This window comes from Clostridium sp. CMCC3677 (genome assembly GCF_023845585.1).
GTDB classification, from domain to species: domain Bacteria; phylum Bacillota; class Clostridia; order Clostridiales; family Clostridiaceae; genus Clostridium; species Clostridium aquiflavi.
The window spans coordinates 60,713-85,758 of sequence record NZ_JAMQHS010000001.1; the positions used below are offsets into that span (position 1 = coordinate 60,713).

At 30.9% G+C, this 25,046-nt stretch carries 17 protein-coding genes and 1 other annotated feature; of the genes, 16 read left to right on the forward strand and 1 reads right to left on the reverse strand.

The window, feature by feature from the left end; all coding sequences use genetic code 11:
* Window positions 1-79: 79 nt before the first annotated feature.
* The 14 genes from NG901_RS00275 (at window position 80) to NG901_RS00340 (ending at window position 18,399) form a co-directional block, all read left to right on the forward strand.
* Window positions 80-763 carry an ABC transporter ATP-binding protein gene (locus NG901_RS00275; RefSeq protein WP_252211647.1) on the forward strand — a complete coding sequence of 228 codons (684 nt, stop codon included), beginning with the start codon at window positions 80-82 and terminating at the stop codon, window positions 761-763.
* The gene (locus NG901_RS00280) at window positions 760-3,345 is read left to right on the forward strand and encodes an ABC transporter permease (protein WP_252211648.1); all 2,586 of its coding nucleotides are present in this window, start codon (window positions 760-762) and stop codon (window positions 3,343-3,345) included. The genes NG901_RS00275 and NG901_RS00280 overlap by 4 nt, the downstream gene beginning before the upstream one ends.
* 172 nt (window positions 3,346-3,517) lie before the next feature.
* A complete protein-coding gene (locus NG901_RS00285; protein WP_252211649.1) occupies window positions 3,518-4,645 on the forward strand; it encodes an ROK family transcriptional regulator in 1,128 nt (375 codons plus the stop codon).
* Between the two features lie 274 nt (window positions 4,646-4,919).
* The gene (locus NG901_RS00290; protein WP_252211650.1) at window positions 4,920-5,975 is read left to right on the forward strand and encodes an NAD(P)-dependent alcohol dehydrogenase; all 1,056 of its coding nucleotides are present in this window, start codon (window positions 4,920-4,922) and stop codon (window positions 5,973-5,975) included.
* 281 nt (window positions 5,976-6,256) lie between these two features.
* Entirely contained in the window at window positions 6,257-7,729 is a 1,473-nt protein-coding gene (gene xylB, locus NG901_RS00295) for a xylulokinase (protein WP_252211651.1), read from the forward strand.
* Between the two features lie 182 nt (window positions 7,730-7,911).
* Entirely contained in the window at window positions 7,912-10,041 is a 2,130-nt protein-coding gene (locus tag NG901_RS00300) for a xanthine dehydrogenase family protein molybdopterin-binding subunit (protein ID WP_252211652.1), read from the forward strand.
* Between the two features lies 1 nt (window position 10,042).
* Window positions 10,043-10,519, forward strand: a complete 477-nt coding sequence (locus NG901_RS00305) for a (2Fe-2S)-binding protein (protein ID WP_252211653.1) — start codon at window positions 10,043-10,045, stop codon at window positions 10,517-10,519.
* Window positions 10,513-11,331: an FAD binding domain-containing protein gene (locus NG901_RS00310; RefSeq protein ID WP_252211654.1), complete on the forward strand. Its 819-nt coding sequence runs from the start codon at window positions 10,513-10,515 to the stop codon at window positions 11,329-11,331. Before NG901_RS00305 ends, NG901_RS00310 begins: the two co-directional genes overlap by 7 nt.
* Before the next feature lie 365 nt (window positions 11,332-11,696).
* Window positions 11,697-12,464, forward strand: a complete 768-nt coding sequence (locus NG901_RS00315; RefSeq protein ID WP_252211655.1) for a pseudouridine synthase — start codon at window positions 11,697-11,699, stop codon at window positions 12,462-12,464.
* Between the two features lie 338 nt (window positions 12,465-12,802).
* Window positions 12,803-13,052 (forward strand) — a binding site (T-box leader).
* Window positions 13,053-13,265: 213 nt separating this feature from the next.
* Window positions 13,266-13,892, forward strand: a complete 627-nt coding sequence (locus NG901_RS00320) for a class I SAM-dependent methyltransferase (protein WP_252211656.1) — start codon at window positions 13,266-13,268, stop codon at window positions 13,890-13,892.
* A gap of 17 nt (window positions 13,893-13,909) precedes the next feature.
* The gene (locus tag NG901_RS00325; protein ID WP_252211657.1) at window positions 13,910-15,061 is read left to right on the forward strand and encodes a trans-sulfuration enzyme family protein; all 1,152 of its coding nucleotides are present in this window, start codon (window positions 13,910-13,912) and stop codon (window positions 15,059-15,061) included.
* Window positions 15,054-15,506 (forward strand): S-ribosylhomocysteine lyase, encoded by a 453-nt coding sequence (locus NG901_RS00330; RefSeq protein WP_252211658.1) that lies wholly within the window; start codon window positions 15,054-15,056, stop codon window positions 15,504-15,506. Before NG901_RS00325 ends, NG901_RS00330 begins: the two co-directional genes overlap by 8 nt.
* Entirely contained in the window at window positions 15,490-16,398 is a 909-nt protein-coding gene (locus NG901_RS00335) for a PLP-dependent cysteine synthase family protein (protein WP_252211659.1), read from the forward strand. The genes NG901_RS00330 and NG901_RS00335 overlap by 17 nt, the downstream gene beginning before the upstream one ends.
* Window positions 16,399-16,650: 252 nt before the next feature.
* Complete coding sequence (locus tag NG901_RS00340) at window positions 16,651-18,399, forward strand: methyl-accepting chemotaxis protein (RefSeq protein WP_252211660.1); 1,749 nt, start codon at window positions 16,651-16,653, stop codon at window positions 18,397-18,399.
* A 183-nt stretch (window positions 18,400-18,582) separates the two neighbouring features.
* Here the strand turns inward: NG901_RS00340 and NG901_RS00345 are convergent, their stop codons facing one another.
* Window positions 18,583-20,346 (reverse strand): methyl-accepting chemotaxis protein, encoded by a 1,764-nt coding sequence (locus NG901_RS00345; protein ID WP_252211661.1) that lies wholly within the window; start codon window positions 20,344-20,346, stop codon window positions 18,583-18,585.
* Between the two features lie 1,058 nt (window positions 20,347-21,404).
* Between NG901_RS00345 and NG901_RS00350 the strand changes: the two genes are divergently transcribed.
* Together NG901_RS00350 and NG901_RS00355 are read left to right on the forward strand one after the other, a co-directional pair.
* Window positions 21,405-22,763 carry an esterase/lipase family protein gene (locus NG901_RS00350; RefSeq protein ID WP_252211662.1) on the forward strand — a complete coding sequence of 453 codons (1,359 nt, stop codon included), beginning with the start codon at window positions 21,405-21,407 and terminating at the stop codon, window positions 22,761-22,763.
* Between the two features lie 901 nt (window positions 22,764-23,664).
* On the forward strand, window positions 23,665-25,002 hold the full coding sequence (locus NG901_RS00355; protein ID WP_252211663.1) for an esterase/lipase family protein: 1,338 nt from the start codon (window positions 23,665-23,667) through the stop codon (window positions 25,000-25,002).
* The last annotated feature ends 44 nt before the right edge of the window (window positions 25,003-25,046 follow it).

The window sequence follows — 25,046 nt, forward strand, 5'->3', positions numbered from 1 at the left end:
ATCTCTCACCTGAAAGTCACACAGATGTAAGTTGAAGGTTATATTATATAGATAAACCATAAGAAAGGAGACTCACATAATGGAATTTTTAAAAGTTGAAAATCTATGTAAGGTCTACGGCAATGGCGAAAACCAAGTTACTGCCCTTGATCATGTTTCGCTTACAATCGAAAAGGGTGAATTTACCGCAATTATCGGTTCCTCTGGTTCTGGTAAATCAACTTTGCTGCACGCCATAGCTGGTGTGGATGTACCGACAAGCGGAAAGATATACTTAGAGGGTCAGGATGTATATGCCCAGAGTAATGAAAAACTTGCTATTTTTCGTAGACGTCAGGTAGGACTGATTTATCAGTTTCACAACCTTATTCCTACTCTGAATGTGGTGGAAAACATCACATTACCTATACTGATGGACAAGCGGAAGGTCAACAAGGAGAGACTGAATGACCTGTTGGAGCTGCTTGGATTAAAAGAACGAAAAATACATTTGCCGAATCAGCTTTCGGGTGGCCAGCAGCAACGTGTTGCAATCGGTCGCGCATTGATGAATGCACCAGCGGTCATGCTTGCAGACGAACCAACTGGTAGTTTAGATAGCCGTAATGGACATGAGATTATTCAGCTACTGAAAGAAAGTCATAACAAATATCACCAGACTCTTATAATAGTTACACATGATGAAAACATAGCCTTGCAAGCAGACCGCATTATCTGTATTGCAGACGGAAAAGTAGTTCGGGATGAGAGGGTGAGAACATGAATATTTTAAATAAAGTTGCCTTGCAAGGAATGAAAAAAAGCCGCACCAGAACAATTGTAACGGTTATCGGAGTTATTCTGTCCGCCGCCATGATTACTGCAGTCGCTACCTTTGGCGTTTCCCTGCTGAACTATTTGGCAAACGGAGCGGCCAAGAAATACGGCGGTTGGCACGTCGAGTTTTTGAACGTTGATTCCTCTTTCGCACAGGAACGAACTCTCGACAATCGAGTTGCAAACACTGTAACATTTGAAAATATCGGCTACGCAAAACTTGACGGAGGGAAAAACCCCAACAAGCCATATCTTTCTATAGCCGGATTTAGCAAGGAGGCTTTTGGTACCTTGCCCATAACCCTGGTTTCAGGTAGATTGCCGAAAAACAGTGGGGAGATTCTTGTTTCGATGAGCGTTGAAGCAAACGGTGGTGTTAAATTCGCGGAGGGTGACAAGCTTTCACTTGCTGTCGGAAGCCGCATGAATGGCAACAAGAGTCTTGGTCAACACGACCCGTACACTTCTGGGGGCGAAACTCTTGTGCCACAAGACGAGAGAACTTACACGGTTGTTGGTATCTGCCAAAGACCCAGCTTTGAGGAACATTCCGCGCCGGGATATACATTGATAACGAAAGCAGATGCACAAGACAAAGCGGACAGCTTAAACCTATTTGTCACGCTTAAAAATCCGCGACAAGTACATGCTTACGCAAGCAGCATAGCCGGAAGCCATAGCTATGTCTTTAACGATAATGTGTTGCGCTTCATGGGTCTTTCGGACGATAATGTGTTCAACGTGTTTCTGTACTCGGTTGGTGGCATTTTGGTTGCCGTTATTATGATAGGCTCGATTTTTCTGATTTATAATTCGTTCAACATATCGCTGAACGAACGCACACACCAGTTCGGGATTCTTTCATCTGTGGGAGCCACAGCAAAGCAACTGCGAAATTCAGTGCTGTTTGAGGGCCTTTGTATAGGTGCGGTGGGCATACCGATTGGCGTTATCGTTGGCATAGGCAGCATCGAACTTGTGATTTCCGTTGTCGCCAGGAATTTCGGGAACGTTATGTATAGCAACGTACCTTTAACCTTGACAGTGTCTATCCCCGTAATTGTCGTTGCGGCAGCGGTCAGCATGGTTACGATTTTGATTTCGGCCTATATCCCGGCAAGAAAGGCTGCAAACACGCCAGTGATGGAGTGTATCCGCCAGACTAACGAGGTCAAGGTTGAATCCAAAGCCGTAAAAATGTCAAAACTGGCACAGCGCATTTACGGTTTGGAGGGAACTCTTGCACTAAAGAATTTTAAAAGAAACAAGAAACGCTATCGCAGCATTGTGCTATCCCTTGTTTTAAGCGTTGTGCTGTTTATATCGACCAGTGCTTTTGTAACGCATTTTAAGCAGGTGTCGGAGCGGGCAGTAGTGGTTACTAACTTTGACATCGTTTTGGCCACGCAGGACATGGACGATAGCAAAATGTTGCAGCTTTACGACAAACTAAAAACCGCCGACGGTGTTTACGAAGGCTCGTATCAAGCGCTTATGAAGTATTCATGCGCTGCCAAAGCAAGCGATCTTTCAGACTATTACTGGGAAGACGCAGGTTTACATTCACCGGATGAAACGGTTAATCTGCCAATGGAAATCCAGTTTCTTGATGACAGCGCCTATCTTAATATTATCAAAGGCTTGGGCTTGCCCGCAGAGGAATATACCGGGCAAAATGCGAAAATGATCGCCGTTGCCAAAATGACAAACCACATGAAAGATAATCGGGAGGAAGAGGTTGAGAATATTAGTGATCTGTTCAAGAGTTCTTCCATGAATTTTACCATCGCTCCCGAAACAAATGGCAATCCGAAGATGGAACAGGGGCGAAACGTAAGCATTAAGTTTGTTAATACCGTGCCGCCTGATGGACCCCCGATCCCAGAAAACTCCGGGTCGAAGAATCCGTTCTTTTTTAGGGTGATGGTCCCCTATTCGCTCAAAGAGAAGTTTGAAACCTCCGATACCCATGTGGCTATTAAGGGCTTGACATTTCGGTCAAAGAATCCCACACAGTCGGCGGCTAAAATGGAAGCGATGATTAAGGGTGCGGAAATTAAATCCAAGTATACTCTGTACAATTTTCATAAAATGCTTGATGAGAGCCGCAATTACGTATTCATTGCGAACGTGTTCGCTTATACTTTTATCATCATGATTTCGCTAATTGCAGTTGCCAATGTGTTCAATACAATTTCCACGAATATCAAACTACGTAGACGGGAGCTTGCCATGCTTCGCTCTGTGGGGATGTCTGACCGCGATTTCCAAAAGATGATGAATTTCGAGTGTGCCTTTTATGGCATGAGGGCGTTGCTCTTCGGGCTTCCCATAGCGGCAATCTCTTCTTGGCTGATTTACAAATGGATGGTCGGCGGGACGGACAATATCGATTTTGTGTTCCCGTGGGGCAGTATGGCAATCAGCGTGTTCAGTGTGTTCTTTATCGTGTTCATTACAATGCTGTATGCCATTAGCAAGATAAAAAAAGAAAATATTATTGACGCGCTTCGGGATGATATGACTTGATTTAAAACCGCCATTTCCATTTTTCAAAATTAGAAATTTGGAGGTGGCATTAAAGTCTTCCTTTTTAAGGATATGATGGTATGAAAAAAGAACATTAGTTAATATAAATTGCACTTTAAAGACATAAATGCTATACTAAAGAAACTACTTTTATAAAGTATAGAGGTGTGTGATGATTAAAAAACAAGTTAATAATATGGAAGTAAAAAAGAATAATAGAAATCGTATCTTCAGATATCTTTGTAAATGTGATAAGACTTCAAATTCTGAAATTGCTTATGAACTTAAGATGAGTTTGCCTACAGTAGCACAGAATACTAAAGAGTTAATGGAGCGTGGCTTGATTGAAGAAATAGGAGAGTTTCAGTCTACTGGAGGAAGAAGAGCAAAAGCATTTTCTGTTATTTCTGATTCTAGATTAGCAGTTGGGCTAGATATTACAAAAAATCATTTTGGGTTGTTGTTGACAAATCTTAAAGGGGAAATTTTGAAATATGATCGTTTCGATTATCAATATAGCAATGAAGAATTCTATTATTGTGAGATAGACAAAAAGATAGAAGAGTTTTTAGGAAAGAATCTTAGAGATAGGGAAACAATTCTTGGAATTGGAATTTCTTTTCCTGGGATTGTAAACTTAGAGAAAGAGATTATTTCATATTCCCATATGTTAGGGTTACAAGCATTATCATTCACAGAAGTAAGCCAATTCTTTTCTTATCCATGCTGTTTTCTTAATGATGCTAACGCAGGAGCATATGCGGAAGGGATTAATAAGGAATTTCAAAAAAGATTTTTTTATTTATCATTAAGCAACACAGTAGGAGGAGCTATTTTTAATTGTGATGAACCAATCCAAGGGGAAAATTTCCGATGTGGAGAGGTTGGACATATGACAGTTATTCCAGATGGAGTACCATGCTATTGTGGAAAATTAGGTTGTTTAGATGTATATTGCTCAGCAAAAAATCTATCTGATGTTACAGATGGTAAATTGTCACTTTTCTTTACAGCATTGGAACGAGAAGAAAAAGAAATTCTTAATATATGGGATAAGTATACCACCTATCTATCAGTAGCTATTAATAATATTCATATGGTTTTAGATTGTGATATTATTCTTGGAGGATACGTAGGAAGTTATTTAGAAAATCATATTAATGACATAAGACAGAAAGTGTTACAAAGAAATACATTTTCGGAAGATGGTATGTTTGTGAAAACGTGTAATTATAAGGTTGGTGCAGCAGCTTTTGGGGCTGCGTTGAAAGTAATAGAAGCATTTATTAAACAAGTATAATGTTAAAATGTGCTCAAAGAGAGGTCTCGTAACAGAGAACTCTTTTTTTTATATAGAATTTCTTTTCACTAAGAATAAGTTATATTGCAAAGTTGAGTTTTTATTTTTTAGAATAAATTTTAATAGTTTATTAATTGTCTGTATGTAAGGTGACATAATATAAAAAATCTGTGATTCTATATATTGACAAATATGTGTGCATATAATAAAATATAAACACATAATAAAAGTATTTTAAAAAGTATTTTTAAAAGTAAAAAAAGGGGGAAATGTTATGGAAGGAAAAATGAAAGTTGCAGTTATGACTGGAATTGGTCAGATGAAATTTGAGGAACGTGAAATTCCTAAAGCAAAAGATAATGAGGTTCTAGTAAAACTTGAATATGTAGGTATTTGTGGAAGTGACTTGCATTATTATGAAACCGGTGCTATTGGTGATTATGTGGTTAAACCACCATTTGTTCTTGGACATGAGCCAGGTGGAACTGTGATAGAGATTGGAAAGAATGTAAAGGATTTAAAGGTTGGAGATAGGGTAGCGTTGGAACCAGGAAAAACATGTGGACATTGTGAATTCTGTAAAACAGGACGATATAATCTTTGTCCAGACGTGGAATTCTTTGCTACTCCACCAATAGATGGTGTTTTTCAAGAATATGTTGCTCATGATGCTAGTCTTTGTTTTAAGTTACCTGATAATGTAAGTACAATGGAAGGTGCATTGATAGAACCTTTGGCAGTAGGATTCCATGCCGCTATGCAAGGAAATGCTAAAGCAGGACAGATAGCGGTAGTTATGGGAGCTGGATGTATAGGTTTAGTTACAATGATGGCATTAAAGGCAATGGGAGTTTCAAAGGTATATGTTGTGGATATCATGGAAAAACGTCTTCAGAAAGCATTAGAATTAGGAGCAGATGCTATTATTAATGGAAGTGAAAAGGATACTGTTGAAGAAATCATGAAACTTACTAATGGAAAAGGTTGTGATTTGGCAATTGAAACAGCAGGAACACAAACTACAACAATACAGACTATACACATGACTAAGAAAGATGCGACTATTGTACTTGTAGGTTATAGTAAGACAGGAGAAATGACATTGCCAATGAGTCTGGCATTAGATAAGGAACTGACATTTAAAACTGTATTCCGTTATCGTCATATTTATCCAATGGCAATTGACGCAGTTGCAGCTGGAAAGGTAAATTTAAAAGGAATTGTGACAAATATATTCACATTGGATGAAGCAAAAAAAGCAATGGATTATAGTGTAAATAACAAAGCTGATATTGTAAAGGCAGTTATTCGTATTTCTGAAGCAGAGTAGGAATAATATTTTATTTTTTAAGAACACCTTTGGAATGACTTTGTGAGAATTTCAGAGGTGCTTCTTGAAAAGGATTACCGTAAACTAAAAGTAAATTAATTTGTGATAATAATAGAATTATAATATAAATTAAAGAAATATAAAGTTTATATTAATTGGTAAATATGATTGTTACATTAAGATTTGGAGTGAAATTTTACAGAGAAAGACGGAAATCGGTTAAGAATAATTTAGTGAAATTATATTCTAAATCCCTGGTTTCTTATTTTTGGAGGTATTATATGTTATATATTGGAGTTGATCTTGGTACATCAGCTGTGAAATTATTATTAATGGATGAAACGGGGAAAATACATAATGTTGTTTCTAAGAAATATCCGTTGTATTTCCCACATACAGGTTGGTCAGAGCAGAATCCAGAGGATTGGTATGTACAGACTTTGGCAGGAATTAAAGAGTTAATTTTGAATTGTAAAAAGGAAGAAATTGCTGGTATCAGCTTTGGAGGGCAAATGCATGGTTTAGTTGTTTTAGATGTGCATGATAAGGTGATTCGTCCAGCAATTTTATGGAATGACGGAAGAAGTCAAACCGAGACAGAATATTTGAATAAAGTTATAGGAAAGGAGAAACTTTCTGAATATACGGCAAATATTGCATTTGCAGGATTTACTGCTCCAAAAATTCTTTGGATGAAGAAACATGAGCCAGAAAATTTTGAACGAATATCAAAAATTATGCTTCCAAAAGATTATCTAGCATATAGCCTAAGTGGTGTTCATTGTACAGATTATTCAGATGCTTCTGGAATGTTATTGCTTGATGTGAAGAATAAATGTTGGTCAAAAGAAATGATGAAAATATGTGGTGTGACAGAAAATCAGTTGCCTAAGTTATATGAGAGCTATGAAGTTGTGGGACAATTAAAGCATAATATTGCAGAAAAGTTTGGGCTTTCATCAAATGTAAAAATTATTGCAGGAGCTGGAGATAATGCAGCAGCTGCTGTTGGAACTGGAACAGTAGGTGATGGCATGTGTAATGTTTCATTAGGAACTTCAGGAACAATTTTTATTTCTAGTAAAACTTTTAGTGTGGATAATAATAATGCACTACATTCATTTGTTAATGCTGATGGGTATTATCATTTAATGGGATGTATGTTGAGTGCTGCTTCTTGTAATAAATGGTGGATGGATGAAATTCTTAATACTAAGGAATATGAAGAAGAACAGAAAAGAATTTTAAAACTTGGTGAAAATAAGGTATTTTATTTACCGTATCTGATGGGAGAGCGTTCACCGCATAATGATTCAAATGCAAGGGCAACTTTTGTTGGAATGACAATGGATACTAATAGAGAGGAAATGACACAAGCAGTATTAGAAGGTGTTGCATTTGGGTTACGAGATTCGTTAGAAGTGGCAAGAAGTCTTGGGATTAAAATTGAAAGTACAAAAATTTGTGGTGGTGGAGCAAAAAGTCCACTATGGAAAAAGATAATTGCAAATGTGCTTAATTTGACAGTTAATGTGGTCAAAAGCGAGGAAGGTCCCGGTTATGGTGGCGCTATTCTTGCAGCAGTGGGATGTGGTGAATTTTCTTCAGTAGAAGAGGCAACAGGTAAACTGGTAAAGATAGTTGATACTGTAAGACCTGAACCAACATTAGTAAAAAAATATGATGAATGTTATCAGAAATTCCGTCAGATTTATCCTGCAATGAAAGAACTGTTTCAGTCATTGGCAGAATAGGATATAAGAGCTAATAAATGATCGTGTAGATTATCAATTTGAAATTGGTAAAGGTATTATGTTATTTATGAAATATCACCAAGTTCTTTTTAAGAAGAATTTGATGATATTTTTTTATTGCAATATAATTAACATATATTAACAAATATGTTGGGGCATTAAAGGGTAAAGGAGAGGTAGATATGAAGAAGATTAGTAAATCAGTGGTTAAAAGAGACCATAGTTCAAAAATTTCAGGAAAAGCTATCTACGTAGGAGATTATGAAGAAGATGATATTTTAATAGGTAAAATGCTAAGGTCAACAAAGGCAAAAGCAAAAATTATTGATGTTAAGGTTCCTAAATTATTAGATGGATATTACTATGTGGATAAAACAGATGTACCTGGGGATAACAAGGTTAACATAGTTAAAGACGATACACCTGTTTATGCAACAGACACAGTAGAATATATCGGAGAGCCTATAGGGATGGTTTGTGGTCCTAATGAAGAAATTATAAATAAAATATTATCTGAAATTGAAGTTATATATGAAGAATTAGAACCTGTTATTAATATAAGAGACTTTGATACAGTTTTTTTTGATTATAGATTTGGAAAAGGAGATGTTGAAAAGGCATTTTCAGAGGCAGATAAAATATATGAAGAAGAGTTCGAAACAGGTTATCAAGATCAAACTTATTTAGAAACTCAAGGACTCATGGCTGAAATTCTAGAAGATGAAAAGGTTTACGTACATGGATCTATGCAATGTCCATATTATGTTAAAGGTGCAGTTATGAGAGCTATGAATCTTGGTCCAGATAAAGTTAGAATAGCGCAAGATGCTACAGGTGGTGGATTTGGAGGAAAAGAAGCATTCCCATCTATATTAGCATGTCAAGTTGCTGTAGCTGCAAAAAAAGCTGGAAAAAAAGTTCGCTGTATCTTTGATAGAAGAGAAGACTTGGAGTTTACATCAAAGCGACATCCTTCATTAAATACTTATAAAGTAGCTGTGAAAAATGGAAGGGTTACAGCTATGGATATAGATGTAAAATTCAACGGAGGAGCTTATACAACTTTATCAGCGGTTGTTCTTCAAAGGGGAATTATATGCGCAAATGGCATTTATGATATTACAAATCTTAAAGTACGTGGAAGAGCTGTAAAAACTAATACAACTCCTAGTGGAGCATATAGGGGATTTGGAGCACCACAAACATTTTTCTCTGCTGAAGTCATGATGAATCATATTGCAAAGGATTTAGGAAAAGATTCTTTAGAATTTAAGGAAATGCATTTAGTAAAACAAGGAGATAGTACTTCAACTTCTGGTAAGTATCATTTTCCAGTACCAATTCCAAATATGATTGAACGCATCGATAAAGCTTGCGACTTTAGAAGAAAACATAAAGAATATTCTAATGATCAAAATGGAAGATATAGAAAAGGAATAGGAATATCTATGTATTTTCATGGAGCTGGTTTTACAGGTTCAGGTGAAAGGGACATTATTAAGGCAGTAGCTAAATTACACAAATACCCTGATGGAAGAGTTCAAGTACTTGCTTCAAATACAGATATAGGACAAGGACTTCGTACAACTTTTCCTAAGATAGTGGCAAAGGAGCTAAATTTACCTTTAGAAAATGTATTTTATGAATATCCAGATACGGATGTAGTACCAGATTCAGGTCCTACAGTTGCTTCACGTAGTTTAATGACTGTTGGGGAACTTTTACGTCGTGCAGCTATAAAACTTCGTGATCAATGGATAGAAGGAGAAGATCAAATTATAGAAGAGCATTATAAAGAACCAGATTTTATGATTCCATTTTATATTGATAAATTCCAAGGTGATGCTTATCCAACTTATTCTTGGGCAGTTAATGCAATAGAAGTTGAAGTTGATACTTACACAGGTCTTGCAAAGATACTAGGAGCATATGGATGCTTTGATATAGGAACGCCTATGGATTACAACATTGCTGTTGGTCAAATGGAGGGTGGATTCTTACAAGGTATAGGATATGCTTCAACAGAATATATGGTGGCAGATGCTAAGGGGCGTATCAGAAACAACTCTTTCTCAGATTATATTATACCAACAGCAGTTGATGTACCTAATCTTAAAGTAGATATGTATGTAGATGAAAAATATCCTTATGGACCTTATGGAGCTAAGGGTGCAGGAGAGTTACCTTTAGTTGGAGCACCAGGGGCTTATGCTGAAGCTATTGAACAGGCACTTGGACATGGAGCAAAGGTTAATCATGCACCATTTACAGCAGAAGATACAATAAAAGTTTTAATGGAGGAGGGAGAGTAAGATGAGTAATAATATAACATTTAAGCTAAATGGTAAAGAGGTAATATATGATGGAAAAGCTACTGATAGATTATTAGATGTGCTTCGTGATTATTATCATTTAAAAGGTGTAAAATGTGGTTGTAAAGAAGGTGAATGTGGAGCATGTTCTATTCTTATGGATGGTGAATTAATTAATTCTTGTATGGTAGCAATGGGAAGATGTGAAGGAAGTGAAATTGTTACTATAGAGGGGTTTAGAGAAACAGAACGTTTTAAAGTAATAGATAAAGCTTATGCTGATGTGTCAGCAGTGCAATGTGGATATTGTATTCCAGGAATGGTACTAGCTACAGAAGCTATATTATCTAAGAATCCAAATCCTACATTAGAACAAATTAGAGAAGGAATTTCTGGAAATTTATGTCGTTGCACAGGATATAATGCTATTGTAAAGGCAATTAAAATTTCAGCAGAGGAGGGAAAGGGATTATGGTAAATGGTTTTATGCCTAAATCTTTAAAGGAAGCTTTAGATATTCGTTCAAATTATGATGTTGTTCCATATGGTGGGGGAACAGATTTAATGATTGAAGGACAAAAAGATGTTAACTATTTGTTTTTAAATAAAGTTCCTGAAATGAAATGTATTGTTGAAGATGAAGAGTATATCAGAATAGGAGGATCATGTACTTTTACTGAGGTATTAGAATCTGATATTGTTCCTGAAATTATGAAACAAGCTGTTTCAAGAATTGCTGCACCTGCTATAAGAAATTCTGGAACCATGGCAGGTAATATAGGAAATGGTTCAGCAAAGGCAGATTCTGTATTGATTGAATATGTTACAGATGCAAAAATAGTATTATCATCTGCTTCAAATACTAGAATAGTTAATATTGATGATTTCTATAAAGGAAGAAAAGAGCTAGATTTAGGAAAAGATGAATTGATAGTAGAAATTTTATTGCCTAAAACTGGTTTAGAGAATTATTACTATAAGAAAATAGGAGCTAGAAATGCATTAGCGATATCTCGTGTTTCATTTGCTGGGATAATAAAAATTGATGATGAAATAATAAAAGATATTGCAATTGCTTTTGGAGCAGTGTCAGGTACAGTATTAAGATTTAAAGAATTAGAAAAAATGATGATAGGTAAAACATTAGTGGAGGCAAGTAAAATAAAAGAAGATTTCATTGATGCATATAAACAAAAAATTATACCTACAAAGGGTAGAGTTTCAGCCGATTATAGAAAAAGGGTATGTATTAATTTAATAAAGGATTTTTTAAATGAGAAAGGTATATAAGAGTTAAGTTAGAGCAATAGAAAATTGTAATATTAGCATTTATTAATTATAAGATAAGAATAATATTTAATATATTTTTAGGATATATTTTATAAGAGAGCGAGAAAGTATATATTTACTTTAATCGCTCTCTTTTATTATGATATACTTGGATTTTTAATTTAGTAATAAAAATATATAAAGAAACTTAAGGTTAATTTTAAGAGAGTTTAGGATTAAATACATAAAAATTTAAGTGAAACTTTTTTTAGTAAAATATCAATGGTATTATATTAATATATTTAAATAAAAATTATTTAGCTAAATTATATAATAATTATTTTAAGAGATACGAAAATTTACAAAGGAAGCGAAATTATAAACGTATGAGATTAGATAAATTTTTGGCAGAATCAGCTGTTGGTAGAAGAAAAACTGTTAGAACTTATATTAAAGATGGAATGGTAAAGGTTAATGGTGAAATTATAACTGAACCTTCAATAGATATTAGTGAAAAATTTGATGATGTAGAATACCTTGGAAAAAAAGTTATTCATACTGGTAAGGTATATTATATGTTTAATAAACCATCAGGATGCATTACTGCAACAAAAGATAATATTCATAGAACAGTATTTGATTATTTTAACAATCAAAATATGAGTGGAGTATTCCATGTTGGGAGATTGGATAAAGATACTGAAGGATTATTGTTGCTTACTAATGATGGTGAATTTGAGCATAAAGTAATGTATCCAGAAAAACATGTTGAAAAAACTTATTTCTTTTGGGCATTAGGTTCTTTAGATGATGAAGATAAAAAGCAATTAGAAGAAGGTCTTTTTATTGGAAATAATGAAGTATTAACAAAGCCTGCAAAAATAGATGTACATAAATCAGGATCATATATAGAATTTAAAGAAGAAATTCCTATTAATAATTTAGAGAATAAAGATCATCAGCCTGTTGTTTCAGGGTATCTTACTATTTCAGAGGGGCAAAAACATCAGGTTAAACGAATGTTAAAGGCAGTAGGTTGTTATGTAATATATTTGAAAAGAATATCTATTGGTGAATTAAAGTTAGATGAATATTTAAAAATGGGTGATTATAGGGATTTAACAAAGAAAGAAATTGAAAGCATATTTGAATAAAGATATGTAGAAAACTTTATAAATAGAGATAACGAAAAGGTACCATATTTCCTATATAAGAGGAACTATGGTACCTTTGATTATTTTGTAATTAAGGATATTATGAAGCTAAGAACAACAATATATGAGATATTTAAGAAAATTATTAACTACGTTTTTGGAAAAGAAATAACTAAAGATTTGGTTATTAATAATTATATCTAAATATCACCTATACCTATATTTTTAATTTATATTAAAAAATATATTGACAAATTAAAATAATAGGGATATATTATTTATTATAAAGCAGAGTAATCCTATAAGAATAATATGTTTTATAATAAAATATTATATTGTTATATGTTAAGAAAAGAAATAGTATCATGAGGGAAACTTTCAGAGAATGGTCTTCTAGGCTGAAAAAGACTTTAGTTATAACTTATGAGAATGCATCTTTGAGCACTGTCCCGAAAAAATACGTTTTTAGTAGGAGTCAGCGTGTACGCACGTTATAGCGTTGAGGTATGTTTGTACCAAAATAAGATATTATATTTTTTGTATATAATAATTAGAGTGGAACCGCGGAATAAAAATTCTGCCTCTAAATGAGGTAGGGTTTTTTTTGTTTATATAAAAATATAAAACTGTATAATACGTATTTAATATATAAGTTTATTAAGTAATTCTAGAATTAAAATGAAATTTTTTAAAGTAGTAGTAATATTTATCTAAATCTCAGAGAATTTACACAAACAATATAGTATAAGAATTTAAAAATATTTAAGAATGAAGAGTTATAAAATAGGGGGAAGATTAATTATGAAGTCATTAAATTACTTTGATTCTATAGCAGATAGCTGGAATGTAATAAGAAGTGAATATTTTGAGGAAAAATTAAAATATAAAGTTTTATCTAAAGCATCAATAGAAAATAAGATTGCAGCAGACTTAGGATGTGGTACTGGTTTTATATCTTTAGCTTTATCAGAAAAAGCAAATTTAATATTTTCTCTAGATCAATCTAATAACATGTTGAAGGAATTAAAAAAAGAAGTTTCTAAAAGAGATATAACAAATATATATCCAATTAAGTCTGATATGGAAAATATTGTATTGTTTGATGAGTCAGTAGATGTTGTATTTATAAATATGGCATTACATCATGTAGCTAATATAGAAAAAGCTATATCAGAAATTTATAGAGTATTAAAAAAAGGTGGAAGTATAGTAATTTCTGATGTTACAGAACATGATGGAGAATGGGCAAAAGAGGAAATGTACGATGAATGGTTAGGATTTTCAAATGATCAAATAACTAATTGGTTAAATAAATATAATTTTAAAAATGTAGAAATAGAAAATACGGATTTATATTGCAAAGGGTATTCAAGTAAAGGCGAATATACAGAAACAAAAATATTTATAGCAAGTGCTAAAAAATTATAAGAGGGGAGAAAAATATTATGAATTTTGAATCAGTTTTAATACACGGAGGAATTGACGGAGATAAGTTTACAGGAGCAGTAAATGTTCCTATATATCAAACATCTACGTATAAACAAGAAGGCTTAGGAATTAATAAAGGATATGAATATTCAAGAACTGGTAATCCTACAAGAGAAGCTCTTGAGAAACTTATAGCTGATCTAGAAGAAGGTGTTGGTGGATTTGCATTTTCTTCAGGTATGGCAGCCATAACAGCAATATTTTCTCTTTTTAAGTCAGGAGATAATATAATAATTTCAGATAATTTATATGGTGGAAGTTTTAGAGTATTAGATAAAATTTTTAAGAATTTTAATATAGGATATAAGATAGTAAATACAACAGATTTAAAGCAAATTAAAGAAGCTATTGATGAGACTGTAAAAGCAATATATATAGAAACACCAACAAATCCATTAATGGATATAACAGATATTGAAGAAGTAGCTAAAATAGCTAAAGATAATAATATATTTACAATAGTGGATAATACTTTTATGACACCATACTTGCAAAAGCCACTAACATTAGGAGCAGATATAGTTATTCATAGTGGTACTAAGTATCTAGGAGGACATAGTGATTTAATTGCTGGATTAATAGTAGTAAATAATGAGGAATTAAAAGAAAAAATTCATTTTATACAAAATTCTACAGGGGGTATACTATCACCATTTGATTCATTCTTACTTATAAGAGGTATAAAAACTCTTGCAGTTAGAATGGATAGACACAATTCAAATGCTAAATCTATAGCAGAATTTTTGAAAAATAGACCAGAAATTAATAAAGTTTATTATCCAGGATTTGAAGAACATCCGGGATATAATATTCAATCAAAACAAGCAAAAGGATATGGTGGAATGATATCTTTTGTATTAAATGATGGATATGATTATAAAAAATTCTTTGAAAAATTAGCATTTATAACTTTTGGAGAAAGTTTAGGAGGAGTGGAATCTTTAGCATGCCACCCAGCAAGTATGACTCATGGAGCAATACCATATGAAATAAGACAAAAGGTAGGTATTGTTGATAATTTGATAAGACTTTCAGTTGGGATAGAAAGTGCACAAGATATTATTGAGGATTTAGAAAAAGCATTAGAATGGGGGAAAATTAATGGTTAAAGTAGAAAGTTTTGAATTAGATCACACAAAGGTAAAAGCACCATATGTAAGAAAATGTGGCTTTGAAAAGGGTAATAATGGAGATATAGTTTCTAAATTTGATTTAAGATTTTTACAACCAAATGAAAAAGAGATGCCAACAGGTGCAATGCATACATTAGAACATTTATTAGCTGGATATATGAGAGAAAAATTAGATGGAATAATAGATATATCTCCTATGGGATGTAGAACTGGATTTTATATGGTTGCATGGGGAACTCCTGAAGTGGAGAAAGTAATAGAAGCATTAAATTATTCATTAAATAAAATATTAGAAACAGAAGAAATACCAGCAACAAATAAATTTCAATGTGGGAATTATAGAGATCATTCATTGTTTGCAGCAAAAGAATATATTAAATTAATATTAAAAGAGGGGATTAGTAGTGAGATATATAGATGACATTAGAAGTCATATAGGAAATACACCTATTATGAAACTAAATAATATGGGAATAAAAGCTGGCGTAAATGTATTTGCTAAATTAGAATTTTTAAATCCTGGTGGAAGTGTTAAAGATAGAATAGGTATATACATGATAGAAGATGCTGAGAATAAGGGATTACTTAGAGCAGGCTATACAATAATAGAAGCTACAGCAGGTAACACAGGGCTTGGTATAGCATTAGCAGCCATAAATAAAGGGTATAGAGTAATATTTGTTGTACCAGAAAAATTTTCTGTAGAAAAGCAGACGTTAATGAAGGCCCTTGGGGCAGAAATAGTAAATACTCCTAGAGAAGACGGAATGTTAGGAGCTGTTGAAAAGGCTAATGAACTTTTAAAAACAATAAAGAATTCTATAACTTTAAAACAATTTGAGAATAAATCTAATCCATTAGCCCATTATGAAACTACAGGTCCTGAAATATATAAAGATTTAGATGGAAAAATAGACTATTTCCTTTGTGGTGCAGGTAGTGGAGGAACGTATACTGGTATATTAAAGTATTTAAAAGAAAAGAATTCTAATGTAAAAGGAGTTTTAGTAGATCCAGAGGGGTCAACTATGGGAGGCGGAGAAGAAGCTTGTTATGACATAGAAGGGATAGGAAATAACTTTATTCCTAAAACTATGGACATGACTTATGTTGATGATGTTATAAAGGTTAATGATGAAGACGCATTTCATATTGTAAAACAACTTGCTTTAAAAGAAGGATTAATTGTTGGGACATCTTCTGGAGCAGCAGTAGCAGCAGCTCTTAAACTAGCAAGTAAAATAGATAGTGGTAATATCGTAACGTTATTACCAGATAGAGGAGAAAGATATTTTAGCAAAAATATATATTAATATATTTGGATATTTTAAATAATATATTGCTTATTAGGTGGATTAAGGGAAAAATCTCTTAGTCCTCTTTTAGTTTTTAATATATAATAAATTAAACATTATTATATATTATTCGACAATATAAATAATTAATATAGATATACTTAAAAACAAAAATTGAGTTGAATAAAGGTGTTAAAGAATTAATATTTATCATATTTAATTCAATAACTTTTATTTAAATAAAAGTTTATAAAAGGGGGCTAATTAAAGATGAAAAGTTTAAAAGGGAAAATTATAAGCATTATTTTAATTTTAGTTATAGTTTCATCATTATCTACAGTTACTATTGGATTAATAAATGGATTTAATGTAACTAAAAAAACTGTTCAAGCACAATTTGAAGATAAATTGACTTCAGCAGACAATATGCTTGAAATATATCTTAATGAACAGTTTGGAGCATTGAGTATTGATGGTGATGGTAAGATGGTGGATAGTTTTGGAAATCCTATTGAGGAGAGATCTGAGTACATAGATAAGTTATCTAAAGGTATGGATGTTGTTGCAACTGTTTTTGTTAAAAATGGTAATGATTATACAAGAATACTTACTACAATTAATGAGGAGAATGGTGAAAGAGTTATTGGCACCAAATTAGATAATAAAGGAAAGGCATATGAAGAAGTAGCAAATGGAAATGTATATTTTGGTGAAGCAAATATTCTTGGAAAACAATACATAACAAAGTATACACCTATGTATGATAAGGATAAAAAAATTATTGGAATTTACTTTGTTGGTAAATCTATTGAATCTGTTGAGTCAATAATTAATGAAGGTATGATGTCTACAATTAAATCTGTAGCTTTACTAGTTATTCTTGTTTTAGTAATAGCTTCAGCAATAAGTTATTTTGTAGGAATGTCAATTGTAAAGCCTATAACAGTAATTACAAAACTTATAAATAAACAAGCAAATTTGGATTTTACTGTTGATAAGAAATCAGAATTAATAAATTATATAACAAGAAAAGATGAAATAGGCAGTATGGCAAATTCTATTAAGATAATGGATGATAATGTGCGTAATTTTATTATAAAAACTTCTGATGTGGCACAGCAAGTAGCAGCTTCATCTGAAGAGTTAACAGCTACATCACATCAAACTGCTACTACTTCAGAAGAAGTTGCAAAGACAATTGAACAAATAGCAAGTGGAGCAAGCGCGCAGGCAAAAGATACTGAAGAAACTGCTGAAAGTATAGAGGAAATGGGAAGAATAATTGAAGATGATTCAAATTATATTAAAGAATTAAATAAGGCTACAACTAATATAGATATTCAGAAAGAAGAAGGATTTCATATATTAAAAGAGCTAGTAAATAAGACAAATCAAAGCAATGAAGCGACAAAATCAGTATATGAAATTATAGTAGGAAATAATGAAAGTGCAGAAAAAATTGAAGAAGCTAGTATTATGATTCAAAATATAGCTGATCAAACTAATCTTTTAGCACTTAATGCAGCAATAGAAGCAGCAAGAGCAGGAGAAGCAGGTCGAGGATTTGCTGTTGTCGCAGATGAAATCAGGAAACTTGCAGAACAATCAAATAGTTTTACAAATGATATTAAAGTAGTAATTGATGAGTTAAAGTTAAAATCTCAAGATGCAGTTCAAACTATGGAAGATGTAAAAGGTATCGTAGACTCTCAAACAAGAAGTGTAAAAGATACAGAAAATAAGTTTGATCTTATAGCAATGGCAATAGATTCAGTAAAAGATATTATTAAAAAATTAAATCACTCAGCTGAATTAATGATTAATAACAAAAATAAGATTATAGGAATTACACAAAATTTATCTGCTATTTCAGAAGAAAATGCAGCAGGAACAGAAGAAGTAGCTGCATCAATGGAAGAACAAGCAGCAACAATTCAAGAGATTGCAAATTCAGGTGAAAGTTTAGCTATTATTGCAGAAGAGTTAAGTGAGTTAATTGAAAAATTTAAGGTACAATAAAAAATAATACAAAACCATACTCCATATTAAATAATTTAAAATGAATTTTAAAGACAGTAGATAATTTTGTATTTACACAAAAAAATAAGCATAGATGTCTATCACTAATGTGACTTTCATCTATGCTTATATTATACAAAAATTATCTACTGTCCCAAAAGTTTTTAAATTTTTAATATTATATTATAATTTAAATTTATCAACTAAATTAATTAATTCACATGCTAAGTTAGCTTGTATTTCAGCAGTCTCTGCAACTACATCCATATTATTAACAGTTTCTGTTATATTTTCTAATATAGTTTCTGAACTGCTAGAAGCTTGTGTTGAATTGCTAGACATATTATCAATAGCACTTGCTATTTCACTTGTGGATGAATTTAGATTTCTAGATATAGTATACGTTTCATTAGCTGCATTACTTACCAAATTTAAATTATTATAATAATATTCAGATACTTTTAAGAATTCATCTAATTTTGGAGTAATGTCTTTGTTAAAGAATTCAAGTATATCATTACTATCAGCACATAAACTTTTAAATACTAGTTGAACTTTATTTACAATATCTTCAATAGATTTTACAGCTTCCATAGATTGTTCAGATAATGCTTTTACTTGAGATGCTACAATTGCAAAACCTTTACCAGCTTCTCCAGCATGAGCTGATTCAATTGCTGCATTTAAAGCTAATAAATTAGTTTGATTAGCAATACTTGATATAGTTTCAACCATAACATATATTTCTTCTGTAACCTTACCAGCTTTAATAGCATCTTTAATATTAATTTCTTTTTCATGATATAAATTATTTATATATTTTAAAACTTCATTTGTATGATTTTTTAATTCTAGAGCCTTATCTCTAAAATTAATAAGAGTTTCAGTTTCTTTTTTTGAACTAGTAGATAGAGTATTAGTATTTTTTGCTATGTTTGAAATAGTTAAATTGACATCAAGTGCTACAGTTGTGCTATCCGACATTTTATTTACTATTCCTTCAGTGGATTCATTTATCTCACTTAATTTACAAGAAACTTCTTCTGTAGATGCAGAAAGTTCTTCTGCAGAAGATGATAAATCACTAGATTTCTGAATAATACTATTTATTAAATTTCTTATATTTTCTTGAGCTTTATTTAAAGATATACCAGCTCTACCGAGTTCATTTTTTGATTTAACTTCTATATTATTTGAGAAATCATAATTTGATAAACGTTCAGCTAAGGCTACTATTTTATTTAGAGCTCTTGTAATTGGACGAATAATAAATAATGATAATATTACAGTTATAATTAACAATATGAATAATGCAAATAATAATATATTTCTATTCTGATTAAAATTATTTTTCAATTCTTCTGTTTTCATATTAATTGCTTGGTCTATATCGTCTATGTAGTTTCCTGTTGTTATAATCCACCCATATGGTTCAAATAATTTTGAATAAGATCTTTTTGGATGAGTACCTTCTTCATTTGGTTTTGTGAAGTAAAAATCGGTATAGCCACCATTTCTAGCAACTTTTATTATTTCTTGAACTATCATATGTCCATTTGCATCTTTAAGACTAGTTCTATTACTTCCTTCTTGTTCTGGAATCATTGGATGTGCAATTAATGTTGAATCTATTCCATCAATCCAAAAGTAACCATCACCGTTATACCTTAAAGACTTTATCATATCTTTTGACAAACTTTTTGCTTGTTCTTCAGTTATTTCACCATTTATTTGTTTTTCATAAATCCCATTTAATAAAGAAATTACGTTTTCAACTTGTAGTTTTATGTTTTGATCATAGTTTTCCATTAAATTAAGTTCATATTGATTAATTGATGCATTTACTACATTTTTCATCTGATTAGATGAGATAAGTAATATAACAGCAGAAACCAATAAAACTAAAACTATATTAATACATATAATTTGATCTCTTAATCTTTTCATAAATTGTTCCCCTTCCATATAATAAAAATATTTTAAAAAATGTAACGGTAAATATTTACAACAATTATTATAGCATATCAATTAAAAATATTATATAAATTAATACATTTTTGTAATATTTTATTATAATATACATGTAATTATTGAGAATTTGGTGATTTTTAGATTTATTAAATATAAATTAATATTAAAAATTAGTTTATATAATAAAAAATAATCATATTAAAACCTTATATTATTATATGGAAATTAAAAACAAATTTACAATTATGTACTTAAAAAGATTGAAAATTCAAAATTGTAGGAATATAATAAAAAATAATAGAATATAAAATTAAATGTGTAAAAAATAACTTGAATTTATATTAACATTATAAAAACATAAAATGATTTACAATATAGACTAGATAAAAAGAGTAATTTACTGAATTAGTAGAACTAAAATACATTATATTAAAAAAGATTAAATATATTTTAATATTTTATTATATTTATTTTAGGGATCAATTAACTATTTTACTTTATGCATTAACAGTTATTGTAGCATATTAAATTATAGTCTTGTAAATATTAAAGAATTGTAGACATATATTTAATGATTCTAATATATTGTTAAATTAAAAAGTATGTATTGAAAATAGTTAACAATTAAAAAATGAGGGGGGACGTATAGGGGTGAAGTGTTAAATTGGGATAATGAAACAATATTAAAAGAAATTTTACAAAAGATAATAACTATTTATGTACTAAAAATTTAAATGAATTTTATTAAGAAAACATTACTGAAAAAAGCTATATTAAATTTAGTGCGACATTAAATCTAAATGCTGAAGTTAAGGTACTAATTTATTACTGATAGTAGATATATTTATTATTTTAATATATTTAATAAATTAAGAATTAACTGCTAAGTTTTATATTTAATTTTGAGTAAAGTTACTTATCTTCTTTGTAAACAATTACAAAATTAAAATGTAAATAGTTATTAATTCTATACAGTCAATTTAACTCGAGAAGAGATTAAGAGATTAGTTAAAATATTGTATAGGGGTGTAAAAATGAAAAAATCTTTAACAAAAATATTAGGAATTTCTTTATTAGCAGTTGCTATGATAGTAACTACTTTTCCAACCAATGTAAAAGCACTTGATTCAATTAACGAACCAACAATAGAGGAAGCGGCAGAAAGTGCAGATTCACAAACACAAAATAGTGTGATAGCAATACAAGAGTCATTAAATGAAGATGGAATTAATTTAGAAACATTAAAAGGAGATCACAATAAATATCCTATTGTATTAGTTCATGGATGCATGGGCTGGGGAAGAGATGAAAAATTAGGTTTTAAATACTGGGGCGGAACTGTAGATCTTCAAGAAAAAATGCGAGATGCAGGATATGAAGTTTATACTGCAGCAGTAGGACCTATTTCAAGTAACTGGGATAGATCTTGTGAACTTTACGCTTATATAATGGGTGGTAGAGTAGATTATGGTGCATCTCATGCAGCAAAATATGGACATGATAGATATGGTAAGACATATCCAGGTATATACAAAAAAATAAGTAATGAAAATAAAATTCATATTGTTGGACACAGTCAAGGTGGACAAACAGTTCGTGCATTTACACAATTGTTAAATGAAGGTAGTGAAGAAGAAAGAAACTATGGTCAAAACGATATGTCACCACTATTTAATGGTGGTAATGATTGGATTCATAGCGTAACAACAATATCTACTCCAAATGATGGAACAACATTATCAGATTCAATACCATTTGTTGATTATATAACTCCGCTATGTGGTGTAGCTGGAGTATTAACAGGATCAAATAGTATTTTAAGTGATTATTTTGACTTTAAATTAGATCAATGGGGATTAGCAAAACAAGATCATGAAACTCAAGCACATTATATAGGACGTGTTTTAAGTAGTAGAATTTGGGAGAGGACTACAGATATATGTTCTTATGATTTAAGCACATATGGTGGAGAAGAATTGAATAAATGGGTAAAAGCACAACCAAATGTTTATTATTTCTCATGGACAACTAGTGCAACAAAACCATCAAAACTTACTGGACATCATATCCCTGAGCCAGGTGTTATGAATAAGAATTTCTATGTTAATTCACTTATGATGGGTAAATTTACTCGTAATGATAATTCAGGCAGACCCGTTATTGATAAGAGCTGGTGGCAAAATGATGGTTATGTAAACTGTATTAGCCAAAATGGTCCTAAATTAGGTTCAAATGATATTATAAGAGAATATGATGGTACACCTGTAAAAGGTCAATGGAATGCTATGCCTACACTTATAAATGTAGATCATGAAGATATAATAGGACGTTATGGTAATGTAACTCAATGGTATATTGATCGTTGTAAACAATTAAGCTCATTACCAGAATAATAGTTTAATATTTATTAAATAGACTTTTGCAAGCTAATCAATGACTTATATTTTTGATTAGCTTGTTTACTAAGATTAAAATTATATTTAAAAATAAAAAGATTATAGATAAAAAAATGATAAAAAATAGTTATATACAGGATCAAAAAAGTAAATAAATGTATAATAAAATCACATTATAATAAAATTTTGAAAAAAAACCAAAAAATATTGAAAATTCAAAAAACTAGGAATATAATTAAGTAAATTTCATAAAAAAGGATTTTTAGAAATAATACATAAAATTTTTAATTAGTTAAGTAATATCTATAAATAAAATCTTATTATTTTAAAATGATTAAATATATATTTTTATTTAATATATCTATTCTTAAAGATAAATTAACTATTTTACTTAACACAATTTAAATATGTAGTTAATAAATATATGAATAATATGTATACAAGCCTTTAAGTAAACGTTTAAATTAAGAGTAATGTTATTTTCATATATTTATATAATTAATTGTCACTTTTAACATATAAATAGTTAATAGTTTATAAAAAAGGGGGGGGACTTTAAAAAATTAATTAAACTATCAAATCAATAAACACTAGAAAAATTCTCTATAAATTAAAAATTCTAAATAACCTATAAAATTTAACACTGAGAAATTAATTAAAAAATAAAAATTCAACTTATTTATAGCAGTAGATATATTTTAAATTTTAATATATTTAATAAATAAGAATTATTAATATATTTTACATTTAATATAAAAGTAATGTAGACAAGTCTTATTACAAAGGTATTTTAATATCTAACTTTTAAATGTAAATATTTATTAATTCTATGCAGTTATTTAACAAGAGAAGAGATTAAGAGATTATTATGTTAAAAATATTGTATAGGGGTGTAGAAATGAAAAAGTCTTTAACTAAATTATTAGGAATTTCTTTATTAGCAGTAGCAATGACTGTAACCACTTTTCCTGCAGGGGTTAATGCTACTGAAATTACAGAAGGCTCATCAATTTTAACAGAATCAACACAGGCAATTGAAGCTGAAGAACCAATAGAAGCACTAGATACATCAAATTTAGACTCGACTTCACAAAGTAACGATTATCCAATAGTTCTAGTACATGGATTTATGGGATGGGGAAGAAATGAAGTAGCTGGATTTAAATACTGGGGAGGCGCTATAGACCTTCAAGAGAAAATGAGAGATAAAGGATATGAAGTTTATACAGCAACTGTAGCACCAGCTTCAAGTAACTGGGATAGAGCTTGTGAGCTTTATGCTTATATAGTTGGTGGAAGAGTAGACTATGGTGCAGCTCATTCTGAAAAGTATGGACATGCAAGGTATGGTAGAACATATCCAGGATTATATAATAAAATAAGTGATAAAAATAAAATTCATTTAGTTGGACATAGTATGGGTGGACAAACAGTGCGTACAATTACGCAACTTTTAAGTGAAGGTAGTGACGAAGAAAGAAACTATGATCAAAACAATCTTTCACCGTTATTTAAAGGAGGAAATGATTGGATTCGTAGTGTAACAACAATAGCAACACCAAATGATGGCACAACAGCAGCAGATGCTAATCCTGTAGTAGATGTTGTAAGCCCACTATTTGGAGTTTTAGGATCAGCAACAGGTCATAATTCTCTAGTTCAAAATGTATTTGATTTTAAATTAGATCAATGGGGATTAACAAAGAGGGACAATGAATCACAACTTCATTACCTTGGACGTGTATTAAGTAGCGATATTTGGAGTGGAACTAAAGATATTGGTACTTATGATTTAACAACATATGGAGCAGAAGAACTTAATAAATGGGTAAAAGCACAACCTAATGTTTATTATTTCTCATGGACAGTTTGTGGTACAAAGGAATCAATACTTACAGGTCACTCTATTCCGCAACCAGGAGTAATGAATTTAATGTTCTATAAGAATACTTTAGCAATGGGTAAATATACTCGTCATGAAAATGGTAAACCAATAATTAATAAAGATTGGTGGCCAAATGATGGTTATGTAAACTGCATAAGTGAAAATGGTCCTAAATTAGGATCTAATGATGTAATAATTGATTATAATGGAAATCCTGAAATAGGAAAATGGAATGCAATGCCTACACTTATAAATTTAGATCATGAAGATATAATAGGACGTTTTGCTAATGTTCAAGGATGGTATTTAAATCTTTGTAATCAATTAAGTTCATTACCAGAAAACAATTAAAAATTAAAGAATTTAGAGGGAAGTTAAATTCTCTCTAATTCTTG